The organism is Streptomyces hilarionis (genome assembly GCF_024539675.1).
GTDB classification, from domain to species: domain Bacteria; phylum Actinomycetota; class Actinomycetes; order Streptomycetales; family Streptomycetaceae; genus Streptomyces; species Streptomyces hilarionis.
The window spans coordinates 31,734-45,341 of sequence record NZ_JAHHIT010000037.1 but is presented as its reverse complement, the minus strand read 5'-3'; the positions used below and the strand labels follow the sequence as shown (position 1 = coordinate 45,341).

The window sequence follows — 13,608 nt, the reverse complement described above, 5'->3', positions numbered from 1 at the left end:
GGGCGCCGCCGCGTCAAACACGTTGTGCGCGGGCGGACACGGGTGCTGGAGTGGGCGCATGGATCACACCGCGGTACTCGCCCTGTACGACCGGGAGATGCGCGAAGGCGCGCGGCCCGAGAGCTCCGACGCCCGGGTCGAGAGGGCCGGGGGCGTGGTCCGGCACGTGGGCGGCGACGGTGGCTGGAGCGGCGTCCTGTGGTCCGACCCGGACGCGGCCGACGCCGACGCGGTCATCGCCGAGCAGATCGCCTATTTCGGCGGCCTGGGCCACGAGTTCGAGTGGAAGCTGTACGGGCACGACCGCCCGGCGGACCTCGGGCAGCGGCTGACGGCGGCCGGGTTCGCGGCCGATCAGGAGGAGACCCTGATGGTCGGCGAGACGCGGGACCAGGTCGGCGACGTCACCCCGCCCGAGGGCGTGCGCATCGTCCCGGTCACGGACCGGGCGGGCGTCGAGCTCATGGTGGAGGCCAACGAGAAGGCCTTCGGCCGTGACGGCTCCTGGCTGCGCGACCTCCTGCTCGCCCGGCTCGCCGCCGACTCCGACGCCGAGCAGTTCGTCGCCCTCGTGGCGCTGGCCGGGGACGAGCCGGTGAGCTCGGCGCGGATGGAACTCGTCCCGGGCACCCGCTTCGCCGGTCTGTGGGGCGGCGGCACCGTCGAGGGCTGGCGCGGCCGTGGCGTCTACCGTGCGCTGATCGCCCACCGCGCCCGCATCGCCGCCGAGCGCGGCTACCGGTACCTCCAGGTCGACGCCCTCGACCAGAGCCGCCCCATTCTGGGACGCCTCGGCTTCGCCGCGCTCACCACGACCACCCCGTACGTCTACACGCCCTGACCCCCGGCCCTCCGAGGTCGACGCACGGATGGCGACGACCTTTCGGCGACCGGGGGTCCCGTCGTCGAGCAGGGCCGACCGCCGTGCGCGGCCCGCCGCGTCGGTGTCAGCGGCGCGACCTGGCGCGGTCCAGCGCCGCGACGCCCACCGCGGCCAGTCCGATCTGGATGAGCCACTCGATCCAGTCGACGCCGTCGGTGTCCGCCACTCCGAGGCCCGCGGCCAGCACGGAGCCGATGAGCGCCGCCACGATGCCGACCACGATCGTCCACAGCACGCCGATGCGCTGGCGTCCCGGGACGACGAGGCGCCCGAGCACACCGATGACGATGCCGATGAGGATGGCACTGATGATGCCGTCGATCTCCATCTCCGCCCCTCCGCTTCTCCGTGAGAGCCCGTCGACCGATGTCTGCCCACGCGGCGGTGGGACAGTCCGCCGCGCCGCGATCCGTCCGGCCGCCGGACAGGCCGTCGCGAGGGCGAGTGACGGGTGCGGGCCGGGTGACGTGTGACGGCCGGGGCGACCCGGATCCGCGGGTCGGCCCGGCCGTGCTCCCGGGTGCGGGAAGGGACTACGGGGTGGGCGTGCGGGTGCTCCGCGTCGCCGTGGCGATGCACATCAGCCCGAGGAGCAGGGCCAGCGCGCCGATGACGATGTTGTTGACCGCGACGCCGGTGTCCGGGCTGTCGCCGACCACCCACGGTGCGACGATCATCCAGATGCCCGCCGCGCACATGGCCCAGCTCAGGCCGTACATCCGGGCGGGAGCCGCCGTGAAGCCGAGGCCCAGCAGGGCGATCGCGATGCCGACGATCAGGTTGTGGGTGACGAGGGCGGGCTGGCCGGCGGTGTAGTGCAGGACCCAGGGGGACACGGCGCAGTACAGACCGAGCAGGAACACCGGTCCGTCCACGAGTGCCACGTCACGCCCGCCGAGCATGCGGGCGTAGCGCGCCTGCATCTCGTGAACGTCGGGGTGCGTCGACATGTCGCCTCTGGTGGGCGAGACGTTGGCCATGATCCGTCTCCTTTGACTCTCAAGGCCGACCGCTTCGGTGCGGTGTGCGGTAGGTGCCGCGCGTGTTCATTCTGCTCTTATTAATCCTTTATGTGTAGAGTTCGCAGCTTCTGATCCGCCCTCGCAGACCGGGCCCGCCGCCCCCCCCGGCGGTCGGGCGTGCCGCTCACGCCGAACGGTCCGCCGGCTCGCTCGTCGTGCGTCGCTTCTGCGTCGTATCGTGGGGCCATGAGCGAGTTGCCGAGTCCGGACGACGCCGGTCTGACCACCGGGGCGCTGGCCCACCGGCTCGGCGTGGCGCCCACCACCCTGCGTTCGTGGGACCGGCGCTACGGCATCGGGCCCGCCGTGCGCGCGGACGGCCGGCACCGGCGCTGGCGGCCGAGCGATGTGGCCGTGCTGGAGGCGATGTGCCGCCTCACGTCCTCCGGCGTGCCGCCCGCCGACGCGGCCCGCGCGGCGAAGGACGCGGTGCTCCGGCCGTCCGCCGCGCCCGCGGCCGCGGTGGCCGAGCGGACGGCGGGCGACGTCGAACGGGTGGCGGGCGTCGTCGAAGAGGCGGATGCGCCGGCCGCCGCCGTGCTCGGCGGCGGCGACGTCCGTCAGGAGTGCCGGGGCCTGGCCCGGGCCGCCGTGCGGCTCGACGCGCCGGCCGTGGCGGAGCGGCTGGAGGCGGCCGTGGCACGGCACGGGCTCGCCGTCGCCTGGCAGGAGGTGATGGTCCCGACCCTGCACGCCGTGGGCCGCAAATGGGCGTCGTCCGGCGACCGGTACGTCGAGGTGGAGCACCTGCTGTCCTGGCAGGTGTCCACCGCCCTGCGCCGTGCGCCCCGCGCCGTCGTGACGGGCGGCCAGGAGGGCGCCCCCGGACCGGTGCTGCTGGCCTGCGTGCCGGGCGAGCAGCACAGTCTGCCGCTGGAGGCGCTCCATGCCGGACTCCTCGAACTCGGCGTCCCGGCGCGGATGTTCGGGGCGGCCGTGCCCGTCGAGGCGCTGACCGCGGCCGTACGCCGGCTGGGCCCGGCCGCCGTGGTGCTGTGGGCGCAGACGCGCTCCACCGCCAGCCTGCCCCTGGCCCGGCACCTCGCGGACACCCGCTGGGGGGTCACCGGGGCCCGACGGGCGCCGACGGTGGTGCTCGGCGGCGCCGGCTGGGCCGGGCGCCCCGCCCCGGGGCTGCCCCGGCCCACGGGCCTGAGCGACGCGCTCACGCTGCTGGCCGGCGTCCACGGACACGGTCCGGCGTGAGGCACGCGGGCGCGCGAGCGGCCCGCCGGGGCCCGTGTCCGGGCCGGCGGGCGGCCGGCGCGCGCTGACCGCCGGGCCGGGGGCCGCGGGCGCGTCGGTTCAGCGCAGCTTCTTCAGCAGTTCGTCCGCGAGCGGGGCCGAGGAGGCGGGGTTCTGGCCGGTGACGAGGTTGCGGTCGACCACCACGTGCGGCGCCCAGGGCTCGCCGACCCGCACGTCGACGCCCGCCTCGGTGAGCCGGTCCTGGAGCAGCCACTTCGCCTTGTCGCCCAGGCCGGCCTGGTGCTCCTCGGCGTTGGTGAACGCGGCGATCCGGTAGCCGGCGAAGGCGTTGACGCCGTCCTCGGCGACCGCGGCGAGCAGGGCCGCGGGGCCGTGGCAGACGACGCCCAGGGGCCTGCCCGAGGCCAGGGCGTCGACCAGGAGGCGACCGGACACGGCGTCGACGGCCAGGTCCTCCATCGGGCCGTGGCCGCCCGGGTAGAAGACGGCGGCGTAGTCGCCGAGGTCGACGTCCTCCAGCCGCAGCGGCCGCTGAAGCTCCGTCATGCCGGCGAGGACGGAGGCGATCCGGTCGGCGCCCTCCTGCCCGCCGTTGACCTCCGCGGCCAGGCTGCCCTTGTCCACGGTCGGCACGACGCCGCCCGGCGTGGCGACGACGACCTCGTGGCCCGCCGCCCGGAACGCCTCGTAGGGGGCGACGGCCTCCTCCGCCCAGAAGCCCGTGGGGTGCTGCGTGCCGTCGGCGAGCGTCCAGTGGTCGGCGCCGGTCAGCACGAAAAGAATCTTGGACATGAGTGATCTCCGAGGGGGTCGGCGCCGACGCTCCGCTCCGCGGACCGCCGACGCATGGGTGCGTGAGCGAACCTAGGCGCTCGCCGCATAGGGATCCAATGAGGAAGTGGATGCCCGCCATCGAAGATCCTATGGGCGGCGGAGGAATACTGGCGCGGTGGAACACCCCGACAGCCGTACCGCCGGCCCCCTGGACCTGAACCTGCTGCGCACCTTCCTCGCCGTGTACCGCTCCGGCTCGTTCACCGGCGCGGCGCAGTTGCTGCGGCTGTCCCAGCCGACCGTGACGACGCAGATGCGGGCGCTGGAGCGGCAGACCGGACGCGAGCTGTTCGAGCGGCTCCCGCGCGGCGTCTCGCCCACCGCCGTCGCCGACGAGCTGGCGGCCCGCGTGTCCGCGCCGCTCGACGAGCTGGCGGTGGTGGCCGACCCGGACCCTGCTGCGGGCCGGGCCGGGCCGGCCGACCCGGTGCACCTGGCCGGACCGGCCGAACTGCTCTGCACGCGTGCGCTCCCCGCCCTCGCGCCGCTGGTGGCCCAGGGTGTGCGGCTGCGCGTCGCGACGGGCCTGACCGACGCGTTGCTGGAGGAGCTGCGCGCGGGACGGCACGACCTGGTCGTCGCCACCACCCGCCCCCGCGGCCGCACCCTGGACGCGGTCCCGCTGACCGACGAGGAGTTCGTCCTCGTCGCCGCCCCGGAGTGGGCCGAGCGGCTCCGGGGGCCGCTGGCCGCCGAGGGCCCGGCCGCCCTGGCCGGCGTCCCCCTGATCACGTACGCCGAGGACCTGCCCATCGCCCGCCGCTACTGGCGGCACGTCTTCGGCCGGCGTCTGTCGGGCTCGGCGGCGGTGACCGTGCCCGATCTGCGCGGGGTGCTGGCCGCGACCGTCGCCGGGGCGGGCGTCACGGTGCTGCCCCGCTACCTCTGCCTCGCCGAACTGGCCCGCGGCTCCCTCGTCCCGCTGCACGAGCCGCCGGACCCGCCGATCAACACGGCGTACCTGGTCCAGCGGCCCGGCGCCGCGGCGAACCGGGACGTGGTCGCGGTGCGCGAGGTGCTGCTGGACGCGGCCCCGCGGTGGTGAGGGACGCTCAGGGACGTTCCCTGGCCCGCTTGAACCGGGCCAGGCCCTCGGAGAGCGTCACGACCGGGTCCGGGTAGTCGAGCGCCGCGCGGTCCGTGCCGGTCAGCTTCCACGGCTCGTGCACCGCGGGCGCCGTCAGGTCCGCCAGTTCCGGCAGCCAGCGCCGCACGTACGCCCCGTCGGGGTCGAACCGCTTCGCCTGGGTGACGGGGTTGAGGACCCGGTTGGGCCGCGAATCGGTGCCCGTGCCCGCCACCCACTGCCAGTTGAGCTGGTTGTTGGCCACGTCCCCGTCGACGAGCAGGTCCAGGAAGTGCCGGGCGCCGACGCGCCAGTCGACGTACAGCGTCTTGGCGAGGAAGCTGGCGGTCAGCAGCCGGCCGCGGTTGTGCATCCACCCCTCGTGGCGCAGCTGCCGCATCGCCGCGTCGACCAGCGGATAGCCGGTGCGGCCCTCCCGCCACGCCTCGACGTCGGCGCGGGCCGTGCGCTCCGAGCGCCAGCGGTCGTGCTTGGTGCGGTAGTCGGCGGACGCGACCCCCGGTCGCGCCGCGAGCACCTGGCGGTGGAAGTCGCGCCAGGCGAGCTGCCGGACGAACGCCTCGGCGCCCGGGCCGCCCACCTCACGCGTGCGGTGGACGAGCTCCCCCGCGGACAGGGTGCCGAAGTGCAGATGGGGCGACAGCCGGGAGGTGACGTCGCCCGCCAGGTCGTCGTGGCCGTCCTCGTAGCCGCCGACGCCCGACCGCAGCCACGAGGCGAACCGCCGGCGGCCCTCCTGCTCGCCGCCCGTCGCCAGCCCCGGCGAGAGCCCCGCCAGGTCCTTGCGGTCCGGCAGTTCCTCGGAGCCGACCCCCTCCGGGACGGGCACGCTGCGGGGCGCGTCGAGCGGCTCGCGCAGCCGTGCCCGCGACCAGTGCCCGAAGTACGGGGTGAACACGGCGAAGTGGTCCGAGGAGGCCGGGGCGAGCTCGCCCGGACTCACGGCGGTCGTCACCTCGTCGTGGACGTGCAGCCGCACGCCCTCGGCCTCCAGGGCCCGCCGCAGGTCCTCCTCGCGCCGCCGCGCGTGGGCGCTCACGTCCGCCGCCAGATGGACCTCGTCCGCCTCCGCCTCGGCCGCCACCCGGCACACCTGCTCCACCAGTTCGCCCGAGCGCACGACGAGCCGGCCGCCGCGTTCGCGCAGTCCCGCGTCGAGGTCGCGCAGACAGTCGGCGAGGAACGCCACTCGGTTCGGGGCGGCGAAACCGGCCCGGTCGACGGCCCGGTCGCGCACGAACAGCGGGACCACCTGCCGGGCGCCGTCGAGGGCCGCGCGCAGCGGCGGGTGGTCGTGCAGGCGCAGGTCGGCGGTGAACAGGACCAGCGAGACGTTCATGAAGCGGCTCCGGGGGAGGGGATCGTTGCGTGCATCGCTTCCGGTCGGCGGGGCCCGGCGGATGCGGCCGGGGCCCGGCCCGCCCGCTCCCCGCCGCGGCCGTCAGCGGGCCGGTTCCCGGGCCCGGGCCGCGGCGTCCGCCACCGCCGCCTGCGCGATGTTGCGGGCCATGCCGCCGAACACGAGCGCGTGGAAGGGCGCCACACTCCACCAGTAGGCGTGGCCCAGCAGGCCGTGGGGGTGGAACACCGCGCGCTGGTGGAAGCGGGCCCGGCCGCCCGCCTCCGGCTCGGCCCGCATTTCCAGCCAGGCCAGGCCCGGCAGCCGCATCTCGGCCCGCAGCCGCAGCAGGCGTCCGGGTTCGATCTCCTCGACCCGCCAGAAGTCCAGCGAGTCGCCCACCCGCAGCCGGGCCGCGTCCCGGCGGCCGCGGCGCAGTCCCACCCCGCCGGCCAGCCGGTCGAGCCGGCCGCGCACGGCCCAGGCGAGCGGGAAGGAGTACCAGCCGTTGTCGCCGCCGATGCCCTCGATCACCCGCCACAGCGACGCGGGCGGCGCGTCGACGGCGAGGTCGCGGACGTCGGTGTAGAGGCTGCCGCCGGCCCAGCCGGGGTCGGTGGGCAGCGGGTCGCTCGGGGCGCCCGGGACGGAGGCCGAGGACCAGCGGGTGGCCACCTGCGCCCCGCGCACCTTGCGCAGGGCGAGCCGGACCGCCTCGTCGAACCCGAGGGGATGGCCCGGCGGGTCCGGCACATGGCGGGCGATGTCGTGCTCGTGGCACACCACCTCGTGCCGCAGCGACTCGGTCAGCGGCCGGGCGATCGAGGCGGGCACGGGGGTGACAAGACCGACCCAGTGGCTCGACAGGCCGGGGGTGAGCATCGGCAGGGACACGATCAGCCGGCGCGGAAGCTCGGCGATCTCCGCGTAGCGGAGCATCATCTCGCGGTACGTCAGGACGTCCGGGCCGCCGATGTCGAAGGTGCGGTTGACGTCCTCCGGGAGCCGGGCACAGCCGACCAGGGCGCGCAGCACGTCGCGCACGGCCACGGGCTGGATCCGGGTGCGCACCCAGCTCGGGGTGACCATCACCGGCAGCCGTTCGGTCAGATAGCGCAGCATCTCGAAGGAGACGGACCCGGAGCCGATCACCACAGCGGCCCGCAGCACGGCGGCCGGGACGCCCGAGTCCAGCAGGATCCGGCCCACCTCGGCACGTGAGCGCAGGTGCGGCGACAGCTCCCGTTCGGGCACGTCGGCCGGGGTGAGCCCGCCGAGGTAGACGATGCGGCGCACGCCCGCGGCCCGGCACTGCTCCCCGAAGATCCGGGCGGCGCGCCGGTCGGTCTCCTCGAAGTCGTCGCCCGTGGCGAGCGCGTGGACCAGGTAGTAGGCGACCTCGACGCCCTCCAGGGCCGACGCTACCGACGCGGCGTCCGTGACGTCGCCGCGCACCGCCTCGACGTCGCCGGCCCAGGGGTGGTCGCGCAGGCGCTCGGGCGCGCGGGCCAGACAGCGCACCCGGTGCCCCGCGGCCAGCAGCTCGGGCACGAGCCGGCCGCCGACGTATCCCGTGGCGCCGGTCACCAGGCAGAGCGATCCGTCGTCGCGGCCCGCTGAGGTCATGGGTCCTCCGTCCTTCGTTCGGTCGGCCCCCTGGGGACCGTCCCGCGACGTCCGGCGGACGGTCCCTTTGCACATCGCTTCCACTCCGGGACGGCGCGCGGATGCACCCCGGGGTTGTGCGCACGAACGAGTGATCGCGCGCGGCGACTACGCTGACCTCGTGGCCACAGCTGACGAGCGTGCGGAGCGGGTGCCGGAAGAGCGGTCCGAGGCCTCCGGCGCGCCGACCGACCTGCATGCCTTCGCCGTCCGGCTGCGGCGGATGAACGGCGAGATCAACCGCCTGGTGCACGGGTTCGCGGGCGACCAGGGGCTGCACCCGACGGACGTCCAGGCGCTCGCCGCCATCCTGGACGCGGACGGGCCGATGACCCCGGGGCGGCTGCGCGAGCACCTCGGGCTCACCTCCGGCGCGGTCACCGCGTGCGTCGACCGGCTGGAGCGCGCGGGGCACATCCGCCGGGTCCGGGAGAGCGCGGACCGCAGGGTGGTCCACCTGCACTACGCGGACGACGCCCGGTCGGCCGCCCGCGACTACTTCCGCCCGCTGGCCCAGGCGACCAGCGCCGCCCGCGCCCGTTTCACCGAGGAGGAGCTGTCGGTCGTGCTGCGCTTCCTCGGCGCGATGGGCGAGGAACTGTCCGGGATTCCCGCGCCCGGGCGCTGAGCGGACCCCTCCCGGAGCCGAGTCGGATCCGGACCCGGACCCGGTCGCGTACCCGGCAGCGGGGCGGGGGAGGGGGACCGACGGCGAGGGGCGGCCGGGGTCCGGCCCGCCCGGGGATCTCTTCGGGACCGGAGCGTGGAGGGTGCATCCGGGGACCGGCCGAGGGCAGAAGGACAGGCGACGTCTAGGATCACTCGACAGATGACTTGCTCAATGATTGAGATTGTTTTTCGTCGAGCATCACAGTCGTCGAGCTTTCCCTGCCCTGCCCCGCCTTCCTCCCGGAGCTCGAGAACGATGTCTGCCACCCCCCGACGCGCCCGCTGGCTCGTCCCGGTCCTCCTCGTCGCCGTGTGGCTGGGCGTCGGCGGCGTCCTCGGCCCCTACGCGGGGCGACTGGGCGAGGTCGCCACCAACGACCAGGCCGCCTTCCTGCCGCGCAGCGCCGAGTCGACCGAGGTCGTCACCGCGCAACGCGCCTTCCGGCAGAAGGAGACGCTGCCGGCCGTCGTCCTGTGGACGGCGGGCGGTGAGGCCGGGTCCGGTGCGACGGCGGCCGGCGGGAGCGCGATCGAGGACCGGCTGGCGGACGCCGACCGGGCCCTGGCCGGGCTCGCCCACGACCGGGGCGCCTCCGGCGCGGTGTCGCCCGCGCTGCTGTCCGAGGACGGCCGGGCCATCGAGGGCGTGGTGCCCCTGCGCCCCGACCTCGGGGACGACCTCGCCCCCACCCTCGACCGGATCCGCGCCGCCGCCGAGCGCGTCCCCGGCACCACGGTCCGGCTGGCCGGACCGGCCGCGACCCAGGCCGACCTGTCCGACGCCTTCGCCGGCATCGACGGACTGCTGCTCGCCGTCGCGCTGGCCACCGTCCTCGTCATCCTGCTGCTCGTGTACCGCAGCGTGCTGCTCCCGCTGGTGATCATCCTCGGCGCGGTCTTCGCCCTCGGCCTCGCCTGCGCCGTCGTGTACGCGCTCGCCGACCACGACGTGGTGCGCGTCGACGGCCAGGTGCAGGGCATCCTCTCCATCCTCGTGATCGGCGCGGCCACCGACTACGCCCTGCTGCTCACCGCCCGCTTCCGAGAGGAACTCGCCACGCGCGAGGACCGGTTCGCCGCCATGACGGCCGCGCTGCGCCAGTCCTGGGGCGCCGTGGTGGCCAGCGCGGCGACCGTCGCCCTCGGACTGCTCGCCCTGCTGCTCAGCGACCTCACCAACAACCGCGCGCTCGGACCGGTCGGCGCGATCGGCATCGGCTGCGCCGTGCTCAGCACGCTGACCTTCCTGCCCGCCGTCCTCGTCCTGCTCGGCAAGGCCGCCTACTGGCCCGCCCGCACCACGGCGCCGGGCGCGGGCCGCGGCGTCTGGCGGCGCGTCGCGGGCCTCGTCGACCGCGCGCCGCGCCGGGTGTGGGCCGTGACGCTCGCCGTCCTGCTCGCCGGGGCCGCCTTCGCCCCGACGCTGGCCTCCCGCGGCGTGCCCCTCGACGAGACCTTCGTGAACGACGCGCCCTCCGTCGCCGCGCAGCAGACCCTGGGCCGGCACTTTCCCGGCGGCTCCGGAAACCCCACCGTGGTGGTCGCGGACGCCGACCGGCTGGACGAGGTCCTCGCCGCCGCCCGGAAGACCGAGGGCGTCGCCTCGGCCGTCGGCGCCACCGCCTCCGGCCGGCCCGGCGACGAACCGCTGGTGGTCGACGGGCGGGTGCGGGCCGACGTCACCCTCACCTCCGCCGCGGACGGCGACGCGGCCCTGCGCACCGTGGCACGGCTGCGCGCCTCCCTGCACGCGGTCCCCGGCGCGGACGCCCTCGTCGGCGGCTACACGGCCCAGCGCTACGACACCCTGCGCACCGCCGAACGCGACCGCACCCTCATCGTCCCCGTCGTCCTCGCCATCATCTTCCTCATCCTGACGGCCCTGCTGCGCTCGCTGCTGATGCCGGCGCTGCTGGTGGCCACGGTGGCGCTGAACTTCCTCGCCACGCTGGGCGTCTCCGCCCTGGTGTTCCGGCACGTGTTCGGCTTCGGCGGCACCGACCCGTCCGTGCCGCTGTACGGCTTCGTGTTCCTGGTGGCGCTGGGCGTGGACTACAACATCTTCCTCATGTCCCGGGTGCGCGAGGAGTCCCTGCGGCACGGCGTCCGCGAGGGCGTGCTGCGGGGGCTGGTCACCACGGGCGGCGTGATCACCTCGGCGGGCGTGGTGCTCGCCGCCACGTTCGCCGCGCTCGGGGTGATCCCGCTCGCCTTCCTCGCCCAGATCGCCTTCATCGTCGCCTTCGGCGTCCTGCTCGACACCCTCGTGGTGCGCTCGCTGCTGGTGCCCGCGCTGGTGCGCGACATCGGCGCCCGCGCCTGGTGGCCCGGACGCCTCGGGCGCGACCGGGAGAGGACGGGTGACGCCCCGTCGGCTCACGGGTGAACATGTTCGCGCCGATCCCGGGAAGCCGGAGTGCGCAGGAGTTGTCCGTTTCGCATCGGGAGGTGTCTGCCGCTATGAGCGCGAAGGTCTTGGAGCGTTTCCCCGCAGGATCCCCGCGAGGGTCGTGGCCGGCGGAGGAGTACGCGGCACGGCGGCGAGCCGAGGGGGAGCCCGCGACCGTGGTCATGGACCTGAAGTCGGATGCCTTCCTCGTCGTGGTCCCCCTGGGCGACGAGGACTGACGCCCCCTCCCCGGGAGAAGCCGGGCCCGCCCGACGGGTGTGCGGGCGGGCCCGGCTCCCGTTGCACCGGACCGCCTGGTCCGCGATGCGAGACCCGTCGGGTTCGTCTTGACTGCCGTCGCAGGCGGCTGCCACGATCAAGGACATGACGATGCGACTGGACCTCACGCGGCGACGCCATGTCGACCTCGCGCGCGTCTCCAGCGCCTCCTGTCGCGCCGCGGCCTGATCCCTCCCGCGATCCGCCGCGCTTCTCCCGCTCTCCGGTTCCCGCCTCCGCCTCTTCTCCGGTCCGCCGTGTCCGCCTACGGCCGCCCGAGCCCGTCGCCCCCGTCGCCCGCCGACGTCGGCGCCGGCTGCGGCGTCCGTGCCCTCGCGCGCGACCACGAGCCCGAGAACGGTCCGCACCGGGAGCTCCGCCGCCCGGATCGGCGAGCCGGCCCCCGTCCCACGGGCCGGCCGCACGCAGTCACCCGGCAGTCCCGCCCCCTCCCACCCGGGGGCGCCCCGTCATGCCGGGGCGCCCCCGGGCTCCTTCGAAAGAGGACCCATGGCCACCGTCCTGTCCGTCTCCGGCAGCCCTTCCGCCTCCTCCCGCACCGGCCGTCTGCTGCGCCATCTCGACGAACGGCTCGCCGCCCAGGGACACCGGGTGATCCCGCTCGACGTCCGCACGATCCCCGCCGCGGCCCTGCTCGGCGCGGACTTCCGGCACCCGGCGATCGTCGAGGCGGCCGAGCTGTTCGCGCGCGCCGACGGCGTCGTCGTCGCCACCCCGGTCTACAAGGCGTCCTACTCCGGCGTCCTCAAGGCGCTCCTGGACCTGCTCCCGCAGTACGCCCTCACCGGCAAGACGGTCCTGCCCCTGGCCACCGGCGGCTCCACCGCCCACGTCCTGGCCATCGACTACGCCCTGCGCCCGGTGCTGAACTCCATGGGCGCGGCCCACATCGTGCAGGGCTGGTTCACCCTCGACAAGGACATCACCGCCCACGAGGACGGCTCCGTCACCGTCGCGCCCGCCGCCATCGAGGCCCTCGCGCAGGTCGTCGACCAGTTCTCGGCCGCGCTCGGACGCACGCCCCACCTGGCCGCGGCGAGCTGACCCCGCGGCCCCGCCGCCCCGCCGCCGGGGCGATCACCCCGTCAGCGCGGCGAGATGCGCGGTGCGCGAGGCCTGGGTCTGGCCCTGGACCATCAGGAACAGGGCCTCCCTCGCCAGACGTTGGGCCCGGTGCGACACCAGCATCGAACGACCGCCGCCGGCCACCACCGCCGCCGTGGTCGCGGCCCGCATCAGCTCGTGCGCCTGCGCCCTGAGGGCCTGCCGTCGCGCGGCGTGCTCGTGGGGATCCGGGTGGTCGGCCAGGGCGTAGGCCTCGCCGCGCAGTGCGTCCAGCCGGGCGCGGAAGGGAGCCGCCGTGTCCTCGTCCAGCAGGCCGAGAGCGCTCCGGGTGAGGCCGAACACCGCGGGGCCGACGTTCGCCGTCCTCGCGCGGTCCGTCCGCGCCCACCGCGCGTACGGGGTGCGCAACGCCACCGCCTCCTCGGGCAGCCACAGGCCGTCCAGCTCCAGGGAGACCGTGCGGGCGGCGGTGAGGGCGGCCAGACGCATCGGGGCCGACGGCCGCAGCCCCGGCTGCGGCCGTGCCTGCGCGAACGCGAACAGGGCCTCGTCCGCGTCGGTGACGCCGGCCAGCAGCATGACGTCGTTGAGGCCCCACCCCGTGTACCAGGGCACGCTTCCGTCGAAGCGCCAGCCGCCGCGCTCCCGGGAGGCCCGCACCGGCGTCCGCGGGTGAGCCCGCAGATGCGCGTACGCCACCCCGGACAGCAGTTCCCCGCTCGCCAGCCGGCCCAGCAGGCGTTCGCGCACCGGTCCCTCGCCGCGGGCCAGCGTCAGCACCGGGGTGTGGTGCTGCGTCTGCACGAACCAGGTCGAGCAGCACGCCCCGGCCAGGATCTCGGCCGTCTCCCGCACCACCGCCGGGGACGCCGCCGCGCCGCCGTACTCCTTCGGGGCGTTCAGCCCGAGCAGACCCGAGCGCCTGATCTCGGCCAGGTGTGCGACGGGCACCTCCCCCTGGTCGACGTGCTCGGCGTGCGGGGCGAGGAGGTCGTCGGCGAGGCGCCGGGCGCGGTCGACCAGAGGGTGCGGTGCGGTCATGGACGGGATTCTTTCCCGGTTTCCGGCGCGGGGTGTCGATCCGGGGCCGCGCCGTTCGTGTAGGAGATGAGACAAGGGCACGACACGGCACGACACCCCAGGAGG

Annotated in this window: 14 protein-coding genes; 8 read left to right on the top strand and 6 right to left on the bottom strand. The window is 75.5% G+C overall.

From position 1 onward, the window contains the following. Positions 1-58 precede the first annotated feature (58 nt). Positions 59-841: a GNAT family N-acetyltransferase gene (locus KMS84_RS06355; RefSeq protein ID WP_256915067.1), complete on the top strand. Its 783-nt coding sequence runs from the start codon at positions 59-61 to the stop codon at positions 839-841. 106 nt (positions 842-947) lie between these two features. On the opposite strand, the gene KMS84_RS06350 is transcribed toward KMS84_RS06355, so the two are convergent. Both KMS84_RS06350 and KMS84_RS06345 read right to left on the bottom strand, forming a co-directional pair. Next, positions 948-1,211: a GlsB/YeaQ/YmgE family stress response membrane protein gene (locus tag KMS84_RS06350; protein ID WP_256915066.1), complete on the bottom strand. Its 264-nt coding sequence runs from the start codon at positions 1,209-1,211 to the stop codon at positions 948-950. Between the two features lie 205 nt (positions 1,212-1,416). Next, positions 1,417-1,863, bottom strand: a complete 447-nt coding sequence (locus KMS84_RS06345; protein WP_256915065.1) for an SPW repeat protein — start codon at positions 1,861-1,863, stop codon at positions 1,417-1,419. A 228-nt stretch (positions 1,864-2,091) separates the two neighbouring features. Between KMS84_RS06345 and KMS84_RS06340 the strand changes: the two genes are divergently transcribed. Next, the gene (locus tag KMS84_RS06340; protein ID WP_256915064.1) at positions 2,092-3,111 is read left to right on the top strand and encodes a MerR family transcriptional regulator; all 1,020 of its coding nucleotides are present in this window, start codon (positions 2,092-2,094) and stop codon (positions 3,109-3,111) included. A 99-nt stretch (positions 3,112-3,210) separates the two neighbouring features. On the opposite strand, the gene KMS84_RS06335 is transcribed toward KMS84_RS06340, so the two are convergent. Next, on the bottom strand, positions 3,211-3,906 hold the full coding sequence (locus KMS84_RS06335) for a type 1 glutamine amidotransferase domain-containing protein (protein ID WP_256915063.1): 696 nt from the start codon (positions 3,904-3,906) through the stop codon (positions 3,211-3,213). Between the two features lie 157 nt (positions 3,907-4,063). Between KMS84_RS06335 and KMS84_RS06330 the strand changes: the two genes are divergently transcribed. Continuing rightward, the gene (locus KMS84_RS06330; protein ID WP_256915062.1) at positions 4,064-4,993 is read left to right on the top strand and encodes a LysR family transcriptional regulator; all 930 of its coding nucleotides are present in this window, start codon (positions 4,064-4,066) and stop codon (positions 4,991-4,993) included. 7 nt (positions 4,994-5,000) lie between these two features. Here the strand turns inward: KMS84_RS06330 and KMS84_RS06325 are convergent, their stop codons facing one another. After that, positions 5,001-6,374 (bottom strand): cryptochrome/photolyase family protein, encoded by a 1,374-nt coding sequence (locus KMS84_RS06325; RefSeq protein ID WP_256915061.1) that lies wholly within the window; start codon positions 6,372-6,374, stop codon positions 5,001-5,003. Between the two features lie 102 nt (positions 6,375-6,476). After that, entirely contained in the window at positions 6,477-8,000 is a 1,524-nt protein-coding gene (locus tag KMS84_RS06320) for an SDR family oxidoreductase (RefSeq protein ID WP_256915060.1), read from the bottom strand. Between the two features lie 160 nt (positions 8,001-8,160). On the opposite strand from KMS84_RS06320, the gene KMS84_RS06315 reads away from it, so the two are divergent. The 5 genes from KMS84_RS06315 (at position 8,161) to ssuE (ending at position 12,441) form a co-directional block, all read left to right on the top strand. Further along, complete coding sequence (locus tag KMS84_RS06315) at positions 8,161-8,667, top strand: MarR family winged helix-turn-helix transcriptional regulator (RefSeq protein ID WP_438818904.1); 507 nt, start codon at positions 8,161-8,163, stop codon at positions 8,665-8,667. 297 nt (positions 8,668-8,964) lie between these two features. Further along, the gene (locus KMS84_RS06310) at positions 8,965-11,094 is read left to right on the top strand and encodes an MMPL family transporter (RefSeq protein WP_256915059.1); all 2,130 of its coding nucleotides are present in this window, start codon (positions 8,965-8,967) and stop codon (positions 11,092-11,094) included. Between the two features lie 74 nt (positions 11,095-11,168). Then, positions 11,169-11,336, top strand: a complete 168-nt coding sequence (locus tag KMS84_RS06305; protein ID WP_176741484.1) for a DUF8839 family protein — start codon at positions 11,169-11,171, stop codon at positions 11,334-11,336. Between the two features lie 145 nt (positions 11,337-11,481). Continuing rightward, positions 11,482-11,565: a putative leader peptide gene (locus tag KMS84_RS41865; protein ID WP_350710819.1), complete on the top strand. Its 84-nt coding sequence runs from the start codon at positions 11,482-11,484 to the stop codon at positions 11,563-11,565. Between the two features lie 321 nt (positions 11,566-11,886). Continuing rightward, positions 11,887-12,441 (top strand): NADPH-dependent FMN reductase, encoded by a 555-nt coding sequence (gene ssuE / locus KMS84_RS06300; protein WP_256915058.1) that lies wholly within the window; start codon positions 11,887-11,889, stop codon positions 12,439-12,441. Positions 12,442-12,474: 33 nt separating this feature from the next. Here the strand turns inward: ssuE and KMS84_RS06295 are convergent, their stop codons facing one another. Then, positions 12,475-13,503 (bottom strand): acyl-CoA dehydrogenase family protein, encoded by a 1,029-nt coding sequence (locus tag KMS84_RS06295; protein WP_256915057.1) that lies wholly within the window; start codon positions 13,501-13,503, stop codon positions 12,475-12,477. Positions 13,504-13,608 lie beyond the last annotated feature (105 nt).